Genomic DNA, 23,497 nt, shown 5'->3' on the forward strand with positions numbered 1-23,497 from the left:
CGGTTTTGTTGGGCGTCGATACAGCGTTGGGAATACGGTAGGAAATTATATCGGCCAGAACGGCCTGAGAAGTGCTGGAAATACCCCCTCCCCATGGCGGGGAGGGAAAACCTGCGAAACTGGCAGGATCAGCCTTGTGGCATTTCGCCTTCTTTTGGCTTGAATTGCTTGTCGCTGATGCGGAATTTGTTACGACGGTCACCCATCAGGTAACGCAGGTCGCGAATGCTCAGGTCGCTCACTTCATGCATGCGGATCAGCAGCGAAGCGCCGACGGGCAGGCGGTGGTGACGGATTTTGCTGATGACCGGTGGCGCGACTTCCAGCGCGCGGGACAGCGCTGCGTCATTTTTCAGGCGCAGGTTTTCGATCAGGGTATCGAGCAATCTGTTTGGGTTGTACTGGAGCAGATCGTCGGAGTCCGAATCGCTGTTCATATCAATGCCGACTTGGTTTGTCATGATGTTAATGTTCCTTCTGTAGTTGCACTGCAAAGTAAAAAACACTCGGAGCTCGCTCTTGCTGCGTTCATGTTCATTCTTTACCAAAAGGAACGAATTCACACACGGTACGATCCGGGATACAGTTTTTCATGATATATACACAATTGTACAGCAGGATTCAATTTCAGACCGGAAAGCCTGATAATCTTGCTTTGCGCAAAATAAGTGTTGTCTTGTTGCAACAGCTATTTATTCTTTATTATGCTCTATCATAGAACAAAAATTGTACTTTGACAAAAGTTAAGTGTAGAACCATTTCTGTATTCCGTGCCGCACAAAGGCTGGCGAGCGAGGCTGGCACATGTTATCGCTCCCACCATAGACCTGTTTGCTGGTCGCTTCAACATCGCTTACGCTTTCTTACAAGTAATATTATAACTTTACACTGACTTTCGGTTAGCGTGCGCGCACTTGGCTGATGGCCTTGCCCAAGTCGATGACAGACATGGCATAAAAATAACTTCTGTTGTACTGAGTTATAGCAAAAAAGTTATTGCTTGCCAAGTGATACTCAGTTGCTTCTGAACCATTTTGCAGATCGATCAAGCCGAACAGCATGTTCTGGGGTGGGGATGAGACGGTACTCACGCCGGCTTCCTGCAATTCTGCCAACCGGTACTTGGCTTGCAAGCCCTGACCGATGAACTTTTCCCAGGCGTGGCTGGATGAGACGGTGACGCGATACGTGCTGATGGCCGGATCATCGCGCCGCCAGCCGTGTTCGACGAGGAAATGCGCCACGCTGCCGATGGCGTCGGCGGTGGAATTGCGCAGGTCGATGTGACCATCGCCATCGAAGTCCACCGCGTATTTCATGATGCTGCTGGGCATGAACTGGGGCAGGCCGATGGCGCCCGCATACGAGCCGAGCAGGGTCAAGGGATCGATGCCATCCTTGCGTGCGTACAGCAGCGCGTTTTCCAGTTCCCCCTTGAAGAATTCCATGCGCGCGGCGCGCGTCGGGCTTTCCGGATAGGAAAACGCCAGGGTCGTCAGCGCATCGAGCACGCGGAAACGGCCCGTGTTGCGTCCGTACACGGTTTCCACGCCGATGATGCCGACGATGATTTCGGCCGGCACGCCATAATCGCGTTCGGCGCGCGCCAGCGCTTCGGCATTCTCTTCCCAGAATTTCACGCCCGCATTGATGCGCACCGGCTCGATGAAGCGGGCGCTGTAGGCTTGCCAGTTCTTCGGCTTGCCAGGCGGGGCCGGCTTCATCAACTGCACGGTTGACTCGACATAGCGCACCTTGCCGATCAGGGTATCGAGTTCGGCGCGGTCAAAACCGTGCTTGGCGGACATTTCATCGAGGAAGGCGCGTACTTCTTTCCAGTTGGCATAGTCGACAAACTCACCTTCGAAGTCGAATTTCGCCGGTGCTTTTTTTGCCGTCGCCTTGGCGGGCGGCGCCTTTGCCGCACGCACGGCACGGGCGCGGTCGGCTGCGGAAATATTGCTGTTTTCGCCCGCGTGCGCGGTCGCCAGGCACAGGGGAAGGGAGAGGAGCAGGGACAGGGCGGAGGTTTTGATCGGTAACAAGGAGCGTCTCATCGGCATTGGGTTAACAGGCGGCGCAAGCTGTGCCGCGCGCGGGATTGTTCGTATGGGTTGGCATTACCATACTTCATCGCGGCATAGATTGCCAGAAACTGTGCGATGGCGGCATGCGTTTCGGGCGTGGCTTTGCCTGCGGCCAGGCGGGCAGCATAACCGTGCGGCCCTTCATGCGGCGCACGGCTGTAGCCGCGCCGCGCCTGCTGGCGGCAAAACTGTGCGTACAGGGCCTCGAGGGGATCGCCTTGCCGCGCTTGCCACCACCAGACCAGTACGCCGGCCATGGCGGACAGCAAGGCCAGCACGGCGCAAGCGAATGCCAGGGTCCTAGCCGGCAAATTTTTCACACGATCGAGCATGGCGCGCTGGCGTTGCGGCGTGGTGTCGAGCACCCAGCTGCTCCAGGCGTGCTCGGCTTGCTGCCATTGCTGGCGCCACGCGGCAATCGTTCCGTGCGCGCCGCCATCGAGGCCGGCCAGGGCGCGCCAGGCCGTCAGCGGCGACGGGGCCGCTGGCAGGGCGGCGCCCAGGTTGCGCTCCGTGCGCAGGGGCGCAACGGCGCTGGTGGGGTCGACGCGCACCCAGCCCCGGCCCGCCAGCCACACCTCGCTCCAGGCATGGGCATCGGACTGGCGCACGCTCAAGCTGTTGTCTGCAGCGTTGCGCAGGCCGCCCTGGTAGCCCGTGACGACGCGCGCTGGGATGCCCATGGCGCGCATCAGCACGACAAAGCTGCCCGCGTAATGCTCGCAGAAGCCCGCCTGCGTGCTAAACAGGAAGTCATCGACGCCTTGCTTGCCCAGCAGCGGTGGCTGCAGGGTGTAGCGGAATGGCGCGCGGCGGAAATACTCAAGCACGGCGGCGATGGCGTCGGCGGGGGCCAGCGCGCGCGCGCCGCTGCCGCGCAAGGCGCTGGCCCAGGCCACGCTGCGCGGGTTGCTGCCAGCGGGCAAGGCCAGCCATGGCTGCTGCTGGGTCAAAGACAAGCCCGCCTGCAGCCGGTAGCGGGACTGGGAACTGGCGCGGTAGCGCACGGTCGAAGCAATGGGCTGTATGGTCAGCACTTCCAGCGCGGACGACACGACATACGGATTGCCGGGCAGGCGTTCGATGCTGCGCGGCAGGTCCAGCGCGAAAATGCGCCGCTGGCCGCTCGCTTGCAAGGTCACTTCGTATTGGCTGGGCTGGCCTTCGAGGGTGATGTCGATGCGGCTGTCGCTGGCAGGCGCATGCCGGCCGGCGCCCCGGCGCGTCCAAGTGGCGCCATCGTAGTCACCCAGCACCACGCCGCGCCAGTACAGCTGGTCTTGCGGCGGAATCGTCGTGGAAAAGCGGGCCGTGAAGACGGGTTCGCCCGACAGAGCCAGCGAGGCGATCGCGCCCGGCTGCATGCTGTCGGACAAGCCCGTGCGCGCCTGCGCCCCTTCTGGTGCTGCGCCCCACAGGGGGCCGTCGACGCGCGGCACGGCAAGAAACATCACGGCCGCCAGGGGAATGGCCAGCGCCAGCATGCGCCCGAGCAAGCCCAGCCTTTGCGCCAATCGGGGCTGCAGCGTGCCGTACTGGGCCGAGAGCAGGGCGGCCAGCAGCACGATGACGGTCGCGAGCATCCAGGCGGCGCTGAGGATGCCTTGCGCATGGAAAAAATTGGCCAATAGCAAAAAGAAACAAAGGAAGACGAAGACAAAAATGTCGCGCCGGCCATGCATTTCCAGCGATTTCAAGGCCAGCATCAGGGCCAGCATGGCCACGCCCGCATCGCGTCCCAGCACGCTGCCATAGCTGGCGTACACGCCGGCGATGCCCAGCAGGGCCAGCGGCGCCAGCACGCTTAGCTGCGGCTGGCGCTGGCCCCGCACGGTAATGATGGCGCGCCACAGCAGCGGTGCCGCTGTCGCTACCGACAACCACGGGGGCAGGTGCTGCGCATGCGGTGCCAGCACCATGGCGGCGGCCAGCAACAGCAGCAGGATGTCGGCCTTGTCGCGCGGCAAGCTGCTCAGCCAGCGCATCATGGCGTTTCCTGTCGCTGAGGCAAGCCATGCAGGGCCAGCGCGCGCAGGCAGGCTTCGCGCTGATTGGCGCCCAGGGCCGGCGCCAGAGTCAGCGCACCCAGGCGCAAGCCATACGGCAGGCCCATGCGTTCCGCCTGCAGCACCCAGGCTGCCAGGCGTGACAGGCGCGCTTCCGGCGCCAGCGCGTGCAGGGCCGCGTGGTCGAGCATAAGGTTGCCATGCGTGCCGTGCGCTACGCCCGTTGGCGCGTCGGCACCAGGCTGGAAGTGCTTGCTGAACAAATGCTCGCCATCATGGCGGGCGATCTGGCGCCAGGCCAGGCGCTGCAAGGGGTCGCCGGCTTGGTAGGCGCGCACGCCCGCCAGTTCCACGACTCCGCCGCGCGTGCCAGGCTGCCGGGCCTGCCGTACCGTGCCGGCCAGCAAGGGCAGCGGTGGCGCATTCTGTTCTGGCTGTGGATACACGAGCACGCGTGCGTCGGGCCGCCAATGGCACCAGGCGACAAACAGGCCCAGTGGAAAACTGCCGGACAGGAGGATGGATGGCGCATCGAACCAGCCCCGTTGCGGTGCCGGCATGCCGATGCTGACGGCCGTTTCCCCGTGGGCGGCGATATCGGCCAGGCTCGGTGCTCGCGGCGAACCGATGATGGCCAGGCGGATCGCATGGCGCGGGCGGGTGCTGCGGTTGATCAGGTGCAAGGTAAAAAAAGCGTGGCTGCCGGCAAACACGGGCTCGCCCGGCGTGGCCGCCAGCGACAGTCCCGCCAGGTTACGGCTGGTAAACAGCATGTCGGCGATAGCGCAGGCGGCCGCGAAATACGTCAGCGCATAGCCCAGGCCCAGGCGGTAATTGACGGCGGCGATCCACAGTGCCAGCAGCAGGGCGGCAAACGCCAGACCCGCGCGCGAGGGGCGGATGTGCACGCGCTGCGCGCCCAGCCAGGGGCGCGTGGGCAGCCATGAAATATTGCCCCAACGCATGCCGGTCAGACGGGGATACTCAACAGCATGTGCTGCAGCAGGGCGCGGCTGTCCGTGGACCCTTGCGCCGCATGCAGGCGGTGGGCGCAGACGGGTAACAGTACGGCTTGCACGTCGTCGGGCGTGACGTGGTCGCGTCCGGCCAGGGCGGCCCAGGCGCGCGCCGCCTGCAACAGGGCCAGCGCGGCGCGCGGGCTGAGGCCATCGGCAAACACGCCCGGCACGCGGGTGGCATGCACGAGGGCCAGCACGTAGTCGACGACGGCGGGCGAGGCGTGGATGGCGCGCAGGCCCGCTTGCGCCTGCAGCAATTCTTCCGCGTTCATGACGGCCGGCAAGGTTTGCAGCATGGCGCGGCGGTCGGCGCCCAGCAGCAGCGCCCGTTCGGCTGCCGTATCGGGGTAGCCCAGAGTGACGCACATGAGAAAACGGTCGAGCTGAGATTCAGGCAGGGGGAAGGTGCCCAACTGGTGCACGCAGTTTTGCGTGGCGATGACGAAAAACGGCTGCGGCAGCGCGTGGGTGACGCCATCGAGCGTCACTTGCCGCTCTTCCATCGCTTCGAGCAAGCCCGATTGCGTCTTCGGCGTGGCGCGGTTGATCTCGTCGGCCAGCAGCACTTGCGTGAACAGGGGACCTGGGTGGAAGATGAAGCTGCCGCTGCCGCGGTCATACACGCTCATGCCGGCCACGTCGGCCGGCAGCAGGTCGCTGGTAAATTGCTGGCGCTTCCATTGCAGCCCCAGCGAGATGGCCAGCGCATGGGCCAAGGTGGTCTTGCCCACGCCAGGCACGTCTTCGATCAGCAGGTGGCCGCCCGCCAGCACGCAGGCGAGGGTCTGGCGGATCTGGACATGTTTGCCAACGAGAACTTCGCCGATCTGCTGTGCGGCCTGGTGTATTTTCGAAAACATGTTATTTCTATCACAGTACGTGAGATTATTTAATTTACAATCGCTTTGGCCAGGTCAAATGGCGCCGCCCGCCCGCTGCGCGCTCGTGGTAGATTAGAGTGACAGCAAACGCGGCAAGGGTGGCACAGACCAGCCAGTGATTTTATGCGAGAACGCGCCAGGCAGGCAGGAATGCTCTGCGGTAACTCCGGCGTGCGTTCCCGGTATGGATAGAGAGCAGAGACAGAGGTAACCAGTACAGCGCATGAGCACAGCCATTTATACCCATCCCGATTGCCAGCGCCATGAAATGGGCGACTGGCACCCTGAATCGCCGGCCCGCTTGCAGGCCATCAACGATCAATTGATCCTCGCGCACATCAGCGACCTGGTCGAGCACCGTGACGGCGCGCGCGCGCAAATGTCTGACATCGAGCGCAACCACAGCGCCACGGCGATCGGTCTGGTGCGCGACAATGTGCCGCCCGAGGGCGACTACTATCCGCTCGACGGCGATACCTTGCTCAACGCGCACAGTTACGACGCGGCGCTGGCGGCGGCAGGTTCGGCCGTGGCTGCCACGGACGCTGTCATCGATGGCGAGATCAGCAACGCCTTTTGTGCGATCCGCCCGCCCGGCCACCATGCGCGGCCCAGCGAGCCCATGGGTTTCTGCCTGTTCAACAATGTCGCCATTGCCGCCAAGCATGCGCTCGACGTGCGCGGGCTCGAACGCGTCGCCATCGTCGACTTTGACGTGCATCATGGCAATGGTACGGCCGAATCCGTGGCGAACGACCCGCGCATCCTGATGGTGAGTTTTTTCCAGCACCCGTTTTATCCGTACAGCGACGTCGAGTCCTACACGGACACGCGCGTCAACGTGCCCGTGCCGGCCCGCTCGAAGGGCGATGCCGTGCGCCAGCTGGTGCTTGACCACTGGTTGCCGGCGCTGCACCGGCAGCAGCCGCAGATGATTTTCATTTCCGCCGGTTTCGATGCCCACCGCGAAGACGACGTGGGCGGCATGGGCCTGGTGGAGGCCGACTACACGTGGCTGACGCAGCAGATGATGGCCGTGGCCAATCAGTATGCCAAGGGCCGCATCGTCAGCTGCCTCGAGGGGGGCTACAACCTGTCGTCGCTGGGCCGCAGCGTGGCGGCGCATGTGAAGGCGCTGGCGGAGCTGTAAAGGTTGAACTGTCACTACAGCAGGCTGGGACGGCTGCGGGAATTCGTGTGGCGGTGGGTCTGGTAGTCGAGTGCGTCGCCGGCCATGAAGCGGCGCCAGGCTTGCGTATAGACGCCTGCGGACTTGTCCGCGTCGAAGCTGTCGAGCTGCAACATGTCGCGGTGGTGCTTGATTTCATTGACCAACTGGTCATACAGCACTTGCAAGCCATAGCTGTCCGCGCTCTGGCGCTTCAGGCGCTCTTCCAGTTGCGCCACCTGTCCCCGTAACTGCAGGTTTTCCTTCTTCCACTGCAACAGGCTGCCATTGCGCGGCACGCGCTTGGGCGTCGCCTTGGCCGGGCGCGGCCTGCCACGTTCGCATTCCCCATGTGCCGCTGGCGCCATGCCAGTGTGTTCCATCATCATATCGACCTATCCCCATCGCGTATCTCCCGGAGCCAGCCCGGAAAATAATTGCTTTTCATTTAAGAGGCGATATTAGAGCACATTTTTTTGTTTCCTTCAGTAAATATAAAAATCCAAGTGGAAATATTTGAACTGACTTCGCGGGTGCGCCTCACTGGCGCAGCGCTGCCTTCATGGGCGCTACGGGGGGCGCTTCCGCCATGTTGCCGTCGTCGGCGTAAGTGATGGTCAGCAGGGTGTCGTCCTCCCAGCTCAGGTCATGCAGCGGCGGTACGTAGCGCTGGCGGTCGTCCGTGACGCGGATGTCCAGCGTGCGCTCGCCAGAGCGCGCCTGTACGGCCAGCAGTTTGCGGAACACGGGAAACGGCACGTGGATCAGCGACGAGTGGCAGGGCCCTCCCGCCAGGCGGAACAGCTTGCGCCGGACAAAGGGCAGGTCATCCTGCTCGACTGCCCAGCGGATTTCGCATTCCAGGCGCAAGTCGCCCAGGCGGCGCACGTTCTGGGGCAGGCCCGGCGTGTGGATGTCGGCGCGCCAGCGCAGGGTGTCGCGCTTCCTGTTGCTGACCAGGTCGGCATTCGCGTCGTAGGCGGTCTTGTCGCGCGTCAAGGTGAAGCCGCCGTCCGCCGCCAGGGGGACGGGAATCGACAGGTTGTCAGCCGACAGGTGCAGAGTCACGCCATCGAGCCTGGCCTGGGGCGTGGCAGGGAACAGCATGAAGCGCAACGGTGCGCCCGGCGCCAGGCGCTGGTGGTCGGCATACGCGTCGAGTCCCTTGAGCATGGTGCGGTAGGGGCGCAGGTCGGGATCGCGCGTACCTTGCACGTCGACAACCGGCTGCATTTCCTGGCGGGCCGTGTCGCCAGGCGCCGCCGCCAGTTCCTGGGCCATGGCGGGCAGCAGACAGGTGCAAAGCGAGGCGAGGAGGAAAAAACGGGGAAGTTGCATGGAACGCGTGCCAGGTTGAGCGTGCAATGGGGAAACCGGCCAGGCTGGACGGACTGCGAATCTTATCATTCAAGTAACTGCTAAATTATCACCAATTGTCTCGTCCTCGTCGCACGACTGGCGCTGGCGGCGGAAAATGGGACGTCGTGGCGGCAACCACGTAAAATAGCGGATTGACTGAACGAACTGAAGGCAAGAGCATGGCGATACAATGGTACCCAGGACACATGAACGCGGCCCGCAAGAAAGCGGCCGAGACCATGGAAAATACCGACCTGGTGATTGAAGTGGTGGACGCGCGCCTGCCGGCAGCCAGTTGCAATCCCATGGTGGACGAGCTGCGCCTGTTCCGCCAGCGCCCTTGCCTGAAGATACTTAACAAGACCGACCTGGCCGATCCGGCTGCCACTGCCGCCTGGGTGGCCTATTTCAATGCCCAGGAAGGCGTGACCGCGTATGCGATGACGACCAAGAAGCCGGGCGATGTGGCGCGCATCCCGGACCTGGCCAAATCGCTGGCGCCGCACCGCGGCGTGCCGACCAAGCCGCTGCGCATCATGATCATGGGCATCCCCAACGTGGGCAAGTCTACCCTGATGAATGCGCTGCTGAAAAAGCGCGTGGCCAAGGTGGGCGACGAACCAGCCGTGACGAAGATGCAGCAAAAGTTGTATCTGGATAAAAACACTATCCTGGTCGACACGCCCGGCATGTTGTGGCCGAAGATCGCCATCCCCAGCGATGGCCTGATGCTGGCGGCCAGCCACGCCATCGGCTCGAACGCGCTGATCGAAGAGGAAGTGGCCGTGTTCCTGGCCGAGGAATTGCTCAAGCGCTATCCAGACTTGCTGGCGGCCCGCTATGGCACCAAGGTTGGTGAAGTCGACGCCATCGGCGTGGTCGAGGGCATTGCCGCCAAGCGCGGTTTCCGCATCAAGGGCGGCGACTACGATTTCGAGAAAGCTTCGCATACCTTGCTGCTGGACTACCGCAGCGGCATCCTCGGGCGCATCTCGCTGGAAACGCCCGACACGCGCGCGGCCCTGCTGGCCCAGCACGCGGCCGAGATGGCGGAAAAAGCGGCCATAGCGGCAGCGATTGCCGCCGAAAAGGCGAAGAATGCGGCGCGGGGCAAGCGCGGCACGTAAGAAGAAAAGCCGCTAGCTAGCGGCTTTTTTAAATTCTGGGGTCAGATCCCCGATGACGTTGGCGCTGAATCAATCGTTAGCGGTGTTGAGGGTCTGACCCATGCCCCGGCATTTCCGCGTTCGGGTTTCATTGGGCTGCGTTGCCAAACCTGAAACTGCTCACGGCCAGCGCCCCAAAGAAATCTTCCTCGTGGTACACGACGTGCGCCGCTTCCTGCTCGGCCGCACCGAGCGCCACCATCAGCGGCAGCAGATGGTCTTCCTGCGGATGGGCCTGGCGCGCACCGGGCGCCTGGTCCCAGGCCAGCAGCTGTTGCAGCCTCTGTTCTGGTGGCAAGGCCATCGTCTGGCGCAGCCAGGCGTCGAAGCGGTGCGAGGCGACGGCGCCCGCCTGGCCGAACTGGCGCAGGTTATGGTAAGACAGGCCGCTGCCAACGATGAGTACGCCCTCGCGGCGCAGGCTGGCCAGCGCGCGACCCACCTCGACGTGCGTCAGCGGGTCGTAGCCGTGTTTCAGCGACAATTGCACCAGCGGCACGTCCGCTTGCGGGTAGATGGGGAACAGGGCGCTGAAGGTGCCGTGGTCGAAACCCCGCTCGTGGTCCAGGCGCGCCGGATGGCCGGCTCCGTCAAGCAACTGTTTCACCTGCGCCGCCAGTTCCGGCGCGCCGGGCGCCGGGTACTGGATTTGATACGTGTGCGGCGGAAAGCCCGAATAATCGTAGATCATGCCCGGCTGCGGGCTGGCCGAGACGAGAAATTGCGGCCCTTCCCAGTGCGCCGTGATGACCAGCACGGCTTTCGGGCGCGCGCCGATCTGGCGCGGGATATCTTGCAAGGACGCTTCGAGCACGTCGTAGCGGTCGCCGAACTGGTCCTTCATGAACGGCCACGGGCCGCCGCCGTGCGACAGGAAGTAGGTGGGGAAAGTCTGTTCTTGCATGGCGGCTCCTGAGGGGAATGGCTGATGCTATCGATGATAGTCATGCTCGGTCAGTTGATCAAGATCGCAATTATTGATATATCATTTCCATTTTGTTGATGATGGGGTGCTCATGGATACCTTGCGCAGCATGCGCGTGTTTCGCGCCGTGGTGGAACTGGACAGTTTCGTGCGCGCCAGTGTACGTCTGGATCTGTCGGCGGCGATGGTCAGCAAGCATGTGATGCACCTGGAGCGCCACTTGGGTGCGCGGCTGCTGAACCGCAGTAGCCGCCATCTGAGCCTGACGGAAATCGGCAAGGTGTATTTTGAACAGTGCCGTGACATGCTCGACAATCTCGACGAGGTGGAGGCAACCGTGGGTCGCACGACGGTGGTGCCGCGCGGCATGTTGCGCCTGAGCGCCCCTGTCTGGTTCGCCAACGCCATCTTTACGCGCACCCTGGTGGCTTACCGCGAGCGCTACCCGGAGGTTACGTTCGACATCGACTTGAGCGGCCGCGTGGTGAACCTGGTGGAAGAGGGCTTTGACCTGGCCCTGCGCGTGAGCCAGGCGCCGTCGTCGACCCTGATCGCGCGGCCCATCGGCAGCATCGCCTTTCACCTGGTGGCCGCGCCCGCCTACCTGGCGCGCGCCGGTCATCCGCATGTGCCGCAAGATCTGGCGCAGCACGCCATGATCAGCTATTCGCTGTTATCAAACGGCAATGAATTAACGTTTGACGGCCCGCAGGGACATGAAACAGTGAAGTTCTCGCCCGTGCTGCAATGCAATAACGAAAGCCTGCTGCACGCGGCCGCGCTCGACGGCATGGGCATCGCGCTGCTGCCGTCGTGGCAAACGGATGCGGACTTGGCGGCGGGGCGGCTGGTGCGCCTCTTCGATGATTTCAAGCTGGCGGTCGGCAGTGTGTACGCCGTGTACACGAGCCGCCGCTATCTGTCGTCGAAAGTGCGCACCTTCATCGACTTCCTGGCCGATGAAGGGCGCCTGGGGAGATAACATCACCAGGCGAGCGAGCGCTTGACGTCGATCAGTGCGAACAGGCGCGCGCTGCGCATCCACGCCAGCACCAGCGTTGCCAGTAGCGTCACCACCAGGCCAGCCACGATGGCCAGCGGATCCGGGGCGGCCAGGTTCAGGCGCGCCACGCCCAGCAGCGCATACAGCGCCAGTCCCAGCATGGTGATGACAAGGTAGATCGCCAGGCAGGCCAGCGGACGTCGGCGCAGCATGCCCAGGCCCCGCCACCAGGCCTTGACGGCCGAAGTGCGGCGCCGGTCGATGGCCAGCGCCGCGCGGCCCGCATCGAGCGTGGCGCAAGCCAGCAGGAACAGCAGGCCCGTCACCAGCAAGGCCAGATGACGGGCCAGGTCGGCATCGGCTTCCAGGATGGCTTTCGCCGCGTGCTTGTCAGCCAGTTTCAGCGCGCCGGCGCCGATCGCCAGCACCACGCCCAGCGGCACTATGCTCCATAGCAACATGCGCAGCATGCGGCCGTATTCGCTGAAGGCGCCCGTTAGCAGGGGACCGAAGCCGGCGGGCGCAGGGGCGCGCGCGGCCGTCACCACCAGGCCGCTCAGCAGCGGCGACAACAACAGGGTCAGGATGATGCCGGCGATGGCGGCCTGGCTGATGGCGGCGCCGTTGCGTTCCGTGTTGGCGATCAGGTCGGCGAGGGTCATCAGGTCTAGCTTGTGCGCCAGGGCCGCCGCATGCACGGCCTGATCGAGGCTGGCGCTCAAGGTGCGCCAGAGGGGAATGATGGCGACGACGGTCGGTATCAGCAGCAATCCCAGCCACAGCAGCAGCAAGCGCCATTGCAGGGCGGCGCGGCTGGCGCGCATGGTCAGGGTCAGGCCGCTGGCCCGTGTCGTGGAAGTGGCGCTCATACGATGGCAATCAGGGAAAGGAGGTATTGGAAGGCGGCGGCGAGGTCGAAGCTCCAGCGCCGCGCGGCCGAGGTATCGGCCTTCAGGGTGCGGCTGTCATCGAGCTTGTTGACGTCGAGGTAGTGCACACGGTCGGGATCGAGTTCGGCCGAGACGGCCTTCACGGACTTGCTCCAGGTGTAGCGCTGCCACAGCTGGTCGTTATCCCACACCACGCGTTCGGCTGTGCCGTCGGCAAATTTCACCAGCAGCACCTGCGGCACGGGCGCGCCGCGGCGGCGCAGGACCACGCTGGTGAGATACGGATAGGGCCCCGTGCCGGGCTTGGCGTCCGGGTGCGCCTTGTCCCACGCCTCGCGCACTTTTTTCTCTTCCTTTTCCAGCGCCTCGGCCGTGCGTTCCACGCGCTTGCCGTTCACCAGCACCATGCCGGCCAGCGGCGTCTGCTCTTCGCTCGTGAAGCTGCCGATGCGGTCGTCGATATTCGCGCTGGCATAGACTTGCTGCGCGAAGACCTGTTCCACGATGCGCCGCTGGCCCGTCGCCTCGGCCAGCGCTTCGCGCAGGTCGGCCACGCTGGGGTGGCGGAATTTCCACTGTTCGTAGTACGCCTTGAAGCCCCGTTCCATGGCCTCGCTGCCGATGCGCGCTTCCAGGTCGCGCATGGTGATGGCCGTGCGGCTGTAGACAGGCCCCACGCCCTGCAGGCGGTTCCAGGCATTCTGGCCCAGCGGGTCGGCGGCATCCTGGCGCGGCGCACCCAGGCGCTCGCCTTCGAAGACCTTGAAGGAGGGCGCGAAGCCCAGGCGCTTGAGCAGGGGCGTGGTGGCGTGGATGTCCTGGCCGCGCGCGCGCAGCATGCGCTGGTCCCAGTACTCGTTCAAGCCTTCGTCGAGGATGGGTTCCTCGAACTCGTTCGAGGCCAGGATGCCGTAGAAATAGCCATGTCCGAATTCATGGATGGTGACGAAATCGAGGCCGAATCCGGCCAAGGTCTTCGGCTGCAGCGTGGCGTAGCTCGAGGCGGTGATGAAGGTCGGGTATTCCATGCCGCCCGCTTCGGCCGCATTAAACGGCGGAATCACCACTGTCAGGGTCTTGTACGGATACGCGCCCAGGGTGCGCGAAAAATACGTGAGCGAGTCCTTGGCCGCCTGCAGCGCGGGCCCCGCGTTGGACGCGTACTCGGGCGGGTACAGTACCTTGATGGCCACCGGCGGGCTGCCTGGACCGCTCCAGTTGCCTGTCAATGGCTGCGCGCTGCGCTTGTCGGCCGTCCAGGCGAAATCGTGCACGTCGCCCTGCACATAGTGATGCGTGAGCATGCCGTCCTTTTCCAGCGGTGCGCCCTGCAGCTCGCCCGTGGCGCCCACCGTGTATTCCTTGGGCACGGTCAGCTTCACGTCGTAGTTGCCGAAGTCGGCGTAGAACTCCGAATTGAGGTGGAATTCATGCGCGTTCCAGCGCGGCGCGGTGGCGCCCCGTTCGCCGGGCAGTTCCAGCACGGCGATCTTGGGGAACCACTGGCCGACCAGGTGGAAGCTGCCGAAATAGCCGGTGCGCGCGATGACGCGCGGCAACTGGTCGAAGAAGCGGATGTCGAGCGTCGTCTCCATGCCCGGCGCGACGGGCTGCGGCAGGTCGACGCGCACGACCGTGCGGTCGGTGGCCGGGCCGTTGTCCGGCTGGACGAAATGCCAGGGCGCCGTGGCGCCGTTCTGCGTCATGCTGCGCAGTTCGATATAGCCCCATTCGCCGTCGCGCGTCTCGACGCCCGAGCGGAAGCCCTTATCGAGCTTGCGCTTCTCGGTGAAGAAGGTCGAATGTTCGCCTTCGAACGCATTCAGGTAGAGGTGCAAATATACGCTGCTGACCGCTTGCGCGCTTCGATTGCGCCAGCGCAGTTTCTGCTGGCCGGCGATGGTGTGTTTGACGGGATCGAGCGTCGCTTCGATCTGGTAGTCGACCACGCGGTCAGACAGGGTCGCTTGCGCAGCCGTGCGCGCACCGCCCCAGGCGTTGCTGGCGCTGGGCTTGCTGACGGCGGACGCGTGCGGCAAGGCCAGGGCAATGCCGTCGGCGGCCGGCGCCAGCGCGATGGCCGCGCTGGCTGGCTTGCCCTGGCCCGGCTGGGCGAACAGATCGGCCTGCAGGGCCAGGCCGGCCAGCAGCATGGCGGCGATGGAGAGGGCCTTGAGCTTGCCCGAGACGGGGAAAAAACCAATGCTGCGGCGCGTGCCGCGGGGACTTGGCGGCCCCCGGCGCGTTGTGCTGTGACTTCCCATGCGTGACTCCTACAGTGACTTCTTATTGTTGTTGATTTTCAAATGCAGTCGGCTGCGCCCAGGATCGCCGGGCGCACCTCGCACTTTACTTAATATACCTGCAAAAATGCCAAATAACCAATCAAATATGGGAGTGCCGCAAGCACCGCCGGAGCGCTGCTTGCGGCGCCGCGCGCCGTGCGTATAATGTTTCGCTTTGCCATCCCTCTGCCCCGCTACCGTGCGCCCGCCTCCCGGCAGCGCAGCCAGCTTCCCGCCATGATGCCTGCCTCTCCCGCCCTGACCATCGCCATGCGCACCTTGCTGCTGTGCGCCCTGGCCATGCCGGCGTGCGCCCAGGACAGCGTGGATGGCGGCGCGGCCGGCGTCACGCATGGCGACTTGTCCGCCGAACTGGGGCAGGGCGGCCAGCACAGCGTGCGCGGCGCTCTGTCGCGCGACCAGGATGGCATGTCGCTCGATGTGGCCATCGACGGGCAGCGCAATGGCAATTACCGCGATGGCAGCGTGTTTCACCAGCATGGCTTCAATGGGGGCGCCGAATGGAAGGCGCGGCAGGGGCGCTTCGGCTTCAGTGCCGACCAGCTGAACCAGAACACCCGCTATCCGGCGCCCGAGGCGCCGTTCCTGGCCCTGCTGGCGGCCCGCCCGGAAGACCTGTACCGCTACGAAGTGCGGCGTGCCAGCGCCTTCGTGCAGCGCTATGTGGGCAATTTCGAGCTGGGCGTGGAACTGTCGCAGCGGGAAAAGCGCGCCACGGCCCACTATGCGGGCGAGGAGGGCAGCAGCGAATCGAGGTACAGCAGCCGCCGACGGCAACTGGCGCCCCGCGTTCGCCATTACGGCAAGGTGGGCGGCGTTGGCACGGACACGGAAGTGGGCCTGGACCTGATGCAGTGGGAGCGGCGCTCGGGCCGCGACGCGCCGGGCCGCGATGGCGATGGGCTGCGCCGCCAGTACTCGCGTGCGCTGCTGCTGCGCGAAGAACTGGCTTTTGGTGGCGCGTATGCGCCGCGTTTGCTGCTGGGGCTGCGGCATGAACAGTTCCAGCTCGATCCGGCCGACATGCCAGCCGGCGGCAGCGACTGGGAAAACCAGAACGCGTGGGACTTGCAGGGCAGCTTGCAGCTGCGCCCGGAACTGAGCGTGTACGCCAAGGCCGCGCGCAGCTACCGCATCGATGACGACGGCTATACCCGCGCCGGCTACCGTCCCCTGGCGGGACAGCTGCGGCGCGAAACGGAAGTGGGCGCCACCTTCGGCGACGCGGCGCGCAGCGCTTCCGTGCGCGTCTTCAGCGAGCGCCTCAGCAACCAGATCGTCTTCGACCAGAGCCTGGGCCAGCTGGGCTTTGCGGGCAACCTCGACCCCTCGCGCCGCGATGGCATCGCCATCGAGGCCAGCATGGCGCTGGCGCGCGACTGGCGCCTCGACGCTGAGCTGCGCCAGGTGCATGCACGCTATGACGACTACGCCTACGATGGCCCGGATATCGCCCTCGTGCCCAAGACCCTGGCCAGCCTGCGCCTGTACTGGACGGGGCAGGCCGGCGCCAGCGCGGACGTCGGCGTGCAATGGCTGCGCGCGCTGCGCTATGGCCCCGATTTCGCCAACAGCTGCCTGGCGCAAGTGCCCGCATTCGCCACCGTGGACGGGCGCTATGTGCGCAAGCTGGGCGCCTGGGAGCTGGAACTGGCCGGCAGCAACCTGGCCAACCGCCGCCATTACGGCGATGCGCCGGGCTGTCGCTCCAGCATTTACCTCAACGATGCGCGCCAGCTGCGCGTGTCGGCGCGCTACCATTTCTGAGACTGGGGCGCAGCGGCGCTTAAAAGTGGCTTAATCAGGCGCAAACGGAGCGTGCAAACGTGCTTTTTTTCCGGCCTGGCCTCATCGCCCGCCGCAAAAAGTGGTAATCTCGCCCCGTTCACGACCACTTTATGATGAAGGATTAATATGCGTTTTATGCGTTTCTTGCGTCCCCTGCTTGCCGCCGTCACCCTGGTGGCGGCCACCGGCGGCGCCATGGCGGCCGATACCGGCTTTACCACGCTTCCGACGCCAGTGCGCACGGACACGGGCAAGAAGGTGGAAGTGGTCGAGTACTTCATGTATTCCTGTCCGCATTGCTATGCGCTCGATCCGCTGATGCACGACTGGGTCAAGAAACAGGGCGACAAGATCGCCTTCCGCCGCATCCACCTGGCCTTCAATGGCCCGAAAGATCCGCAGGCGCACGCCTATGCCACCTTGGAGGCGATGGGCCAGCTGGACCAGTTCCACGACAAGATCTTCCGCGCCATCCACGTCGAGCGCAACCGCCTGAACCGCGATGACGCCATCCTCGAGCTGCTGGTGAAGAACGGCATCGACAAGGCGAAATACCTGGATATGTTCAATTCCTTCGGCGTGCAGACCAAGCTGAAACGCAATGAGCAGCTGATCACCGCCAGCAAGATCGACAGCGCGCCGACCATCGTCATCGATGGCCGCTTCGTCACGTCGCCGGCGCAGCTGTCGCGTCCTGGCCAGTCCGAGCCGCAGACCCAGACAGCGACCCTGCGCGTGATGGATGAACTGGTGGCGCGTGTCCTGAAAGAGCGCGCTCCCGCGCCAGCGAAGAAGTAAGCGGAGAACGTCATGAAACAGCTGCCCTGGACCTTGTGCGTATTGGCCCTCGCCCTCGTGGCGTGGCTGGCGCTGGCCGTCGTCAACGTGGAAAACCAGCGCAATGCGCTGGTCACCAAGGCTTGCGTGGACCCCGCGTTCAAGAACGAGGTCGACGCGAAATGCCTGGCGTCCGTGCAGTCGCGCGAGCACTGGTGGCAGCATCTGAGCTACGCCATGACGCATTTCAGGTCATAGAACACCGGATAAAATCTACTGCGCGTCGCGCTTTGCGGCCGGCGATGCTCACCGTACTAGAGTACGGTTGCGCTTCTCGGCCACAAATCACTGCCGCTCGCTACGATTTTCTCCGGTGTTGTGACGATGAGGATGGATAGGAAAACTGCCCGCTTTGTGCGGGCTTTTTTACGTCTGCTGGTTGCGGGTATCATGAAGCCACAACCATTCTGGAGGAACGATGAAGGAAGTGATCTTGATTACTGGCAGCAGCCGCGGCATCGGCGCGGCGACCGCCCTGTTGGCGGCGCGCCAGGGCTATGCCGTCTGCGTCAATTATGTGCGCGATGCGCGGTCGGCCGAAGAACTGTGCGCGCGCATCATGGCTGGCGGCGGCGAGGCCATCGCCGTGCAGGCCGATGTCGGCAATGAAGCGGACGTGGCGCGCCTGTTTGATGAAGTCGATGCGCGCCTGGGGACCTTGACGGCGCTGGTCAACAATGTGGGCGTGCTGGAGCAGAAATGCCGGCTGGCCGATATTTCCGTGCAGCGCCTGGAACGCGTGCTGCGCACCAATGTAATCAGTTACTTTTTGTGCTGCCAGCAAGCCGTGCGGCGCATGTCGACGGCGAACGGCGGCCAGGGCGGGCGTATCGTGAATGTCTCGTCGGTGGCCGCGCGCATCGGCTCCCCGGGCGAATACATCGATTACGCGGCCTCGAAAGGCGCTGTCGATACGCTTACCCTCGGCCTGGCAAAGGAAGTGGCGGCCGAAGGCATCCGCGTCAACGGCGTGCGGCCCGGCATCATTTATACGGACATCCACGCCTCTGGCGGCGAGCCTGGGCGGGTGGCGCGCCTGGCGTCCGGCGTGCCCATGCAGCGCGGCGGCGAGCCGGAAGAAATCGCCGGCGCCATCCTGTATCTGCTGGGGCCGGGTGCGACGTATGTGACTGGCAGCCTCCTCGACGTGGCGGGCGGGCGCTGATTTTCAACTCGGCTTCAACTTATTTTCAACTACAGCAAGCAATTGATTCAGGCGTGAGGCCAATTATCAATTAATGCAAGCGAGTCCAGAATGGCGATGTGCGATGTGCACACCGATCAACCTACCTGGAACTACCATGTCCGCTTCCGCTTTTTCCCCCGCCATCCTGGCCCTGTCGCTGCTGGCCGCCGCGCCAGTCCATGCCACCATGAACCTGCCCATGCCCGCCCACCTGTCCGGCGCCAGCGCCACCGGCGCGGTGGCGCTGGCGGCGCGCCGCTACGCCGCGTTCTGGCAGAGCGGCGATCCGGCCCTGGCGCGCCTGGCGCTGGCCGACAATTTTATTGACCGCACCTTGCCCGCTGGCCGCCCTCAGGGGCTGGCCGGCCCGCTGCAGGCGTCGCAAGTGTTTCACGCCGCCGTTCCGGACTTGAAGGTAGCCATCGAAGAGATGCTGGTAGCGGGCGACCGGGTCACCCTGCGCCTGCATTTCACGGGCAGCTTTACGGGCGTCTTCCCCACGCCGCAAGGGATCGTGCAGGGACAGGGGCAAGCCATCGATTTTCAGGCGTTTGATTTGTACCAGGTCGATGCGCAGGGGCGCATCAGCGAGAACTGGCACCTGGAAGACAACCTTGCCCTGCTGCGCCAGCTGGGCGTGCTGCCACCCTGAGGTAGCCTAGTTCTGCGCCGGCAGGGCGGCGAACTGCTGCAGCAGGAAGTCGATCAGCAGGGCGACGCGCGGCGGCTGGAAGCGGTTGCGCCGGTACAGCAGGTTCAGGGGGACGCTATCGGCAAAGTAATCGTCGAGCACCGTTTGCAAGCGCCCCGCGCGCAGGTCGTCGCCGATGTCGAGCAGGGATTTGTAGGCATAGCCATGGCCGGCCACGGCCCAGCGGCGGATGATTTCGCCGTCGTTGCTGTGCCAGGCCCCCTGCAGGCGCAGGCTGTGGCGCTTGCCGTCTTCTCGGTAGCGCCATTCCTGCGGCGCGCCGTCGCCCGCCGTGAGCACCAGAGTAGGCAGCATCGTCAGGTCGCGCGGCACGTTCGGCTGGCCCACCTTGGCGGCCAGCGCGGGCGCCACGCACACGACGCGCCGGCCCGGATGCAGCAGGCGCGCCACCATCTCGCTATCGGGCAGCTCGCCGTAGCGGATGGCCAGGTCGATGTCGTCGTGCACCAGGCTCGCCGTGGCGTCCGTCAGGGTCAGCGCTTGGCGCACCTGCGGGTGCAGCGCGGCAAAGCGGTCGAGCATCGGCAGCAGCAGCTGGCGGCCGATATCGGAGGGCGCCGAGATGCGCACCACGCCGTGCACGGCGCCGGCGTCCCCGTGCAAGCCGTCTTCCGCCTGCGCCAGCAAGTCCAGCGCCTGTTCGCTGTACAGGCGGTAGTGCCGGCCTTCTTCCGTCAGGCGCAGCTGGCGCGTGGTGCGTTCGAACAGGGTGGTGCCCAGTGCGGCTTCCAGGCGCCCGATGGCGGCGCTGGCGGCGGCTGGCGACAGGCCTTGCTTGCGGCCGGCGGCGGAAAAGCTGCCCAGCGCCGCGGCGTCGAGGAACAGGGCGATTTCTGCCAGGCGCCCGGCGCCGCCGCTGCGGCTCATGCGGGGTGCGCGGCCGCAGGCTTGGGTGCGGGCGTTGAAGGGGGAGCAGAATGGGGCGTGATCACCACGGTGCAGGTGGTGCCGGCCACCAGGACCTGCTTCCTGTCTTGCTCGTCGATGTGGATGCGCACGGGCACGCGCTGCGCCAGGCGCACCCAGTTGAAAGTGGGATTGACGTCAGCCAGCAATTCGCGGCCCGTGGCGGCGTCGCGGTCGGTGATGCCGCGCGCGATGCTCTCGATGTGGCCATGCAGGGTGCCGCCGCTCATCAGATTCATTTCAGCCTTGTCGTCCTGCGCCAGCATGCCCAGCTTGGTTTCTTCGAAGTAGCCGACGACATAGTACGAGGCGCTGTCGATGACGGCCAGCTTGGCCGCGCCGACGGCGGCGAAATCGCCCTTGTGCACGTTCAGGTTGGTCACGTAGCCGCTGACGGGCGCGCGCACGGTGGTGCGTTCCAGGTTCAATTGGGCCAGCGCGCGGGCGGCCAGCGCGGCCTGTACTTGCGACGAGGCCGAACTGGCGGCAAAGGCGGCGCTTTCGCGGCTTTCCGTGGAGATGATGCTGGCGTCGAGATTGGCGCGGCGCTGCGCTTCCTTGCCGCGGCGGCCCTGCTCCGTCCTTTGCGTGGCCAGCACGGCGTCGGCCTGCGCCAGCGCGCTCGCATAGCGCTCCTTGTCGACGACGAAGAGGACGTCGCCTTTTTGCACCACCTGGTTGTCGCGCACCAGCACGTCCGTGACAGTGCCGGCCACGTCGGCGCTGATGTTGACGATATCGGCCTTGATGCGCCCGTCGCGCGTCCATGGCGATTCCATGTAGCGGTTCCAGACAGTCTTGCCTATCCAGAGGGCCGCAGCCAGGAGCAGCAGGGTGATGGCATAACGGGTCAGTTTGGCTACCATGTCGGCATCCTTTCCTTGATCAGATTGAACATTTTTTTTATTTGAACGTTATTGGTACAGCGATAAAGCCAGCGCGCCGAAGATGGCGATGAAGATGCACAGCCGCGCCAGCGAGGGATGCCACACCATGCGGTAAACGCCCAGCCAGCCCAGCACGCGGTCGAGCAGGGTTTGCAGGCCGATGCTGAGGATGAACAGGGGTAGCAGGGTAGGAATCAGAATTCCGAACAGGGCGAATTCACGCGGCATGATGGTCTCCGGCGCCAGGCGCCACGTTGTCGAGTAATGAGGTGTAGATCGAATGCAGGTCGACCAGCGCCGTCTGCAGGCGCACGCCCCGTTCCGGTGCCGTGCCACTGGCAGCCTGGGCCGCCCGCACCACGGCGCCCGCCTGCAGGGTGGCGGCCAGCGCCCCCTGCAGTTGCGCTTCGCCGCGCGTGCGCAGCCAGGCGGCGATGCTGTCCACGCAGCGCTGCAGGGCGTCGCGCGCGGCGCTGTTGCCGGAGGAACTGGCGATCAGTTCGCGCAGATCGATCACCGAGTGGCCGATTTCCAGCAAGGTCAGGGCCTGGCGCACGACGGCGCGCGTGGCGACACCCGGCGCCGGGCCGGCCGCCGCGTTGAGCTGGCTGAGCAGGTCGCGCACGCGGTTGTCGAAACGGTGTTTCACGCGGCGCGCTGGCGCTGTGCACGCATGCAGGGCTTCACGCCACAGGGCCGGGCCGATATGGTCCTTGTGGCCCATGGTGTGCTCGGGCAGCAGCACGGCAAACACGAGGGCAGCCAGCATCAGGCCGACGATCAGCGCCATGCCCGTATTGAGAAAAGCGGCGCCATCGACATGCATCACGTTGGTCGGCGCCATCTGTGTGATAAAGGTCGACACGCCCAGGCCCACGCCCAGCTTGGCGGGATTCGTCATCAAATACAGGCCCACGGCCAGGAAGGGCGCAAAACTGAGCACCAGCATGGGGAAGCCGTCACCGTGCACCAGCACGAAGTACACGCACACGAGCGACAGCGGCATGGCGATCAGAAAGCCCGCCAGCACTTGCCGGATCATCATGATGGGGCGCGGCGAGGACGAGGCCAGCGCGCAGAACACGGCCGCCATCAACATCGCCGTGCTGGCATGGGGCCAGGCCAGGAAATAGGCGCCCAGGGCCAAGAGGGCCAGGCTGATGGCCGCACGCGCACCGCTGGCGATCACCAGCGCGGGCGGCGTCTTTGGCGCATACGCCTGCGGCGTGCTGATGGCCAAGGGCGTGTCATGCGCCAGGCTGAAATAGACTTCGTGAAAGCGGCTCATATCGCGCGCGAAGCGTTCCAGCAGTTCGCACATGGTGTCGAAATCGATGCGCTGCGCATGGTTGATGTGCGCACTGTCAATCTCCGCGCGCGCCAGCGCCAGCGCCGCTTGCAGATGCCGCTGCATGGTGTCGAGCGAGTCTTGCGAAGGCGTGGCTTGCAGCGCTTCGGCGACGATGGCGTACAGGGGTGCGCAGGCTTGCATCACTTGTGTCTCGCCATCGCGCTGCAGGCGGTCGAACAGGCGGTGGAAAGTATAGAAGGTAGTCAGCGCCGTCATGAAGGTGGCGTTAAAGGCGTGCAGCTTGCGGTTTTGCGCGCGCACGTGGCTCACCTTGCTGGTGACTTCGAACAGGGCGGCCGAGCGGCCCAGTTCCAGCGCCGCCACGTCGGCGGCAAATTGCAAATGCGTCAGTTCCACTTGCGCCGGCGTGAGTTTTTGCTGCAGCACGTCCTGGCAGAAAGTGAGGAATTTGCCGTAGCGCGCCTGCACCGTGCGCATCACTTGCGTGCCTTGGTGACGCGGCAGCAGCACGCTGGAGACGGCGGCCGAGCAGATGATGCCCAGGCCGACTTCGGCCACGCGCGTGACGGCCAGCGCGAACGCCTGCATCGGCTGCTCGATGGCGGGCAAGACGATCATGCAAGCCGTGTAGCCGGCCAGCACATACACATACGACTGGGCGTTGCGGTGCAGGGCCGAGCCGCTCGTGCACAGGCCCACCCACAGGGCCAGGCCGGCGAACAGCAGCACCGGCTGCTGCGGGAACAGGCCGATCAGGGCCAGCGCGGCCGTGCATCCCAGCAGGGTGCCACACAAACGGTAAAAGCTTTTTTCCAGCACCATGCCGCTGCTGGGCAGGGCCAGGATGATGGTGGTGGTCATGGCCGTGCTGGGGGAATCGAGTCCCAGGCGGTAGGCCAGCCACAGGGCGCAGAACGCGGCGATCAGGGTCTTGCCGACGTAGATCCAGCGTTCGCCTTCCGTCTTGCGCCAGTCCTGCAGCGCCAGCGCCAGCCAGTGGGCCGCCCGGGTCAGGGGGCCTTGCGTGAATGTTGTTGCTGTGGCTGGCGTCATCGATAG

General features: G+C 64.7%; 22 protein-coding genes. 8 read left to right on the forward strand and 14 right to left on the reverse strand.

Going from position 1 to position 23,497, the window contains the following annotated elements:
- Positions 1 to 128: 128 nt before the first annotated feature.
- The 5 genes from CLU92_RS26250 to CLU92_RS26270 all read right to left on the reverse strand — a co-directional run bounded on the left by CLU92_RS26250 (position 129) and on the right by CLU92_RS26270 (position 5,972).
- On the reverse strand, positions 129 to 461 hold the full coding sequence (locus CLU92_RS26250) for a hypothetical protein (protein ID WP_101484255.1): 333 nt from the start codon (positions 459 to 461) through the stop codon (positions 129 to 131).
- 438 nt (positions 462 to 899) lie between these two features.
- Positions 900 to 2,045, reverse strand: a complete 1,146-nt coding sequence (mltB, locus tag CLU92_RS26255) for a lytic murein transglycosylase B (RefSeq protein ID WP_101484256.1) — start codon at positions 2,043 to 2,045, stop codon at positions 900 to 902.
- Positions 2,046 to 2,053: 8 nt separating this feature from the next.
- Positions 2,054 to 4,075, reverse strand: coding sequence for a DUF3488 and transglutaminase-like domain-containing protein (locus CLU92_RS26260; RefSeq protein WP_101484257.1), 2,022 nt, complete (start codon positions 4,073 to 4,075; stop codon positions 2,054 to 2,056).
- A complete protein-coding gene (locus tag CLU92_RS26265) occupies positions 4,072 to 5,058 on the reverse strand; it encodes a DUF58 domain-containing protein (RefSeq protein ID WP_101484258.1) in 987 nt (328 codons plus the stop codon). Before CLU92_RS26265 ends, CLU92_RS26260 begins: the two co-directional genes overlap by 4 nt.
- Positions 5,059 to 5,063: 5 nt before the next feature.
- Positions 5,064 to 5,972: a MoxR family ATPase gene (locus CLU92_RS26270; RefSeq protein ID WP_101484259.1), complete on the reverse strand. Its 909-nt coding sequence runs from the start codon at positions 5,970 to 5,972 to the stop codon at positions 5,064 to 5,066.
- Positions 5,973 to 6,216: 244 nt separating this feature from the next.
- On the opposite strand from CLU92_RS26270, the gene CLU92_RS26275 reads away from it, so the two are divergent.
- Positions 6,217 to 7,143: a histone deacetylase family protein gene (locus CLU92_RS26275; protein ID WP_101484260.1), complete on the forward strand. Its 927-nt coding sequence runs from the start codon at positions 6,217 to 6,219 to the stop codon at positions 7,141 to 7,143.
- Positions 7,144 to 7,157: 14 nt separating this feature from the next.
- Here the strand turns inward: CLU92_RS26275 and CLU92_RS26280 are convergent, their stop codons facing one another.
- Positions 7,158 to 7,550: a hypothetical protein gene (locus tag CLU92_RS26280; RefSeq protein WP_143452652.1), complete on the reverse strand. Its 393-nt coding sequence runs from the start codon at positions 7,548 to 7,550 to the stop codon at positions 7,158 to 7,160.
- 151 nt (positions 7,551 to 7,701) lie between these two features.
- Positions 7,702 to 8,499, reverse strand: coding sequence for a hypothetical protein (locus CLU92_RS26285; protein ID WP_143452653.1), 798 nt, complete (start codon positions 8,497 to 8,499; stop codon positions 7,702 to 7,704).
- Between the two features lie 200 nt (positions 8,500 to 8,699).
- Here CLU92_RS26285 and ylqF point away from each other — a divergent pair, with 200 nt between their 5' ends.
- Positions 8,700 to 9,647: a ribosome biogenesis GTPase YlqF gene (gene ylqF / locus CLU92_RS26290; RefSeq protein ID WP_101484263.1), complete on the forward strand. Its 948-nt coding sequence runs from the start codon at positions 8,700 to 8,702 to the stop codon at positions 9,645 to 9,647.
- 127 nt (positions 9,648 to 9,774) lie between these two features.
- On the opposite strand, the gene CLU92_RS26295 is transcribed toward ylqF, so the two are convergent.
- Positions 9,775 to 10,590, reverse strand: coding sequence for a class III extradiol ring-cleavage dioxygenase (locus CLU92_RS26295; RefSeq protein ID WP_101484264.1), 816 nt, complete (start codon positions 10,588 to 10,590; stop codon positions 9,775 to 9,777).
- A 112-nt stretch (positions 10,591 to 10,702) separates the two neighbouring features.
- Between CLU92_RS26295 and CLU92_RS26300 the strand changes: the two genes are divergently transcribed.
- Positions 10,703 to 11,593 carry a LysR family transcriptional regulator gene (locus CLU92_RS26300; protein WP_101484265.1) on the forward strand — a complete coding sequence of 297 codons (891 nt, stop codon included), beginning with the start codon at positions 10,703 to 10,705 and terminating at the stop codon, positions 11,591 to 11,593.
- A gap of 2 nt (positions 11,594 to 11,595) precedes the next feature.
- Here the strand turns inward: CLU92_RS26300 and CLU92_RS26305 are convergent, their stop codons facing one another.
- Together CLU92_RS26305 and CLU92_RS26310 are read right to left on the reverse strand one after the other, a co-directional pair.
- Positions 11,596 to 12,483 carry a hypothetical protein gene (locus tag CLU92_RS26305; RefSeq protein WP_101484266.1) on the reverse strand — a complete coding sequence of 296 codons (888 nt, stop codon included), beginning with the start codon at positions 12,481 to 12,483 and terminating at the stop codon, positions 11,596 to 11,598.
- Positions 12,480 to 14,768 (reverse strand): M1 family metallopeptidase, encoded by a 2,289-nt coding sequence (locus tag CLU92_RS26310; RefSeq protein WP_218973475.1) that lies wholly within the window; start codon positions 14,766 to 14,768, stop codon positions 12,480 to 12,482. The genes CLU92_RS26305 and CLU92_RS26310 overlap by 4 nt, the downstream gene beginning before the upstream one ends.
- A gap of 258 nt (positions 14,769 to 15,026) precedes the next feature.
- Here CLU92_RS26310 and CLU92_RS26315 point away from each other — a divergent pair, with 258 nt between their 5' ends.
- From CLU92_RS26315 to CLU92_RS26335, 5 genes are all read left to right on the forward strand, one after another.
- On the forward strand, positions 15,027 to 16,577 hold the full coding sequence (locus CLU92_RS26315; protein ID WP_180338591.1) for a TonB-dependent receptor: 1,551 nt from the start codon (positions 15,027 to 15,029) through the stop codon (positions 16,575 to 16,577).
- A gap of 147 nt (positions 16,578 to 16,724) precedes the next feature.
- The gene (locus CLU92_RS26320; protein WP_101484268.1) at positions 16,725 to 17,396 is read left to right on the forward strand and encodes a thiol:disulfide interchange protein DsbA/DsbL; all 672 of its coding nucleotides are present in this window, start codon (positions 16,725 to 16,727) and stop codon (positions 17,394 to 17,396) included.
- A 12-nt stretch (positions 17,397 to 17,408) separates the two neighbouring features.
- On the forward strand, positions 17,409 to 17,633 hold the full coding sequence (locus tag CLU92_RS26325) for a hypothetical protein (protein ID WP_101484269.1): 225 nt from the start codon (positions 17,409 to 17,411) through the stop codon (positions 17,631 to 17,633).
- 220 nt (positions 17,634 to 17,853) lie between these two features.
- Positions 17,854 to 18,600: an SDR family oxidoreductase gene (locus CLU92_RS26330; RefSeq protein WP_101484270.1), complete on the forward strand. Its 747-nt coding sequence runs from the start codon at positions 17,854 to 17,856 to the stop codon at positions 18,598 to 18,600.
- Positions 18,601 to 18,736: 136 nt separating this feature from the next.
- Positions 18,737 to 19,273, forward strand: a complete 537-nt coding sequence (locus CLU92_RS26335; RefSeq protein WP_101484271.1) for an ester cyclase — start codon at positions 18,737 to 18,739, stop codon at positions 19,271 to 19,273.
- Between the two features lie 6 nt (positions 19,274 to 19,279).
- Here CLU92_RS26335 and CLU92_RS26340 read toward each other — a convergent pair whose 3' ends face one another.
- Genes CLU92_RS26340 through CLU92_RS26355 form a run of 4 tightly spaced genes read right to left on the reverse strand, consistent with a single transcriptional unit; the run spans position 19,280 to position 23,491 of the window.
- Entirely contained in the window at positions 19,280 to 20,200 is a 921-nt protein-coding gene (locus CLU92_RS26340; RefSeq protein WP_101484272.1) for a LysR family transcriptional regulator, read from the reverse strand.
- The gene (locus CLU92_RS26345; RefSeq protein WP_101484273.1) at positions 20,197 to 21,105 is read right to left on the reverse strand and encodes an efflux RND transporter periplasmic adaptor subunit; all 909 of its coding nucleotides are present in this window, start codon (positions 21,103 to 21,105) and stop codon (positions 20,197 to 20,199) included. The genes CLU92_RS26340 and CLU92_RS26345 overlap by 4 nt, the downstream gene beginning before the upstream one ends.
- 48 nt (positions 21,106 to 21,153) lie before the next feature.
- Entirely contained in the window at positions 21,154 to 21,354 is a 201-nt protein-coding gene (locus CLU92_RS26350; RefSeq protein WP_101484274.1) for a DUF1656 domain-containing protein, read from the reverse strand.
- On the reverse strand, positions 21,344 to 23,491 hold the full coding sequence (locus CLU92_RS26355) for an FUSC family protein (protein WP_257562132.1): 2,148 nt from the start codon (positions 23,489 to 23,491) through the stop codon (positions 21,344 to 21,346). Before CLU92_RS26355 ends, CLU92_RS26350 begins: the two co-directional genes overlap by 11 nt.
- Positions 23,492 to 23,497: the final 6 nt, after the last annotated feature.

The organism is Janthinobacterium sp. 61, assembly GCF_002846335.1.
Taxonomy (GTDB): domain Bacteria; phylum Pseudomonadota; class Gammaproteobacteria; order Burkholderiales; family Burkholderiaceae_D; genus Janthinobacterium.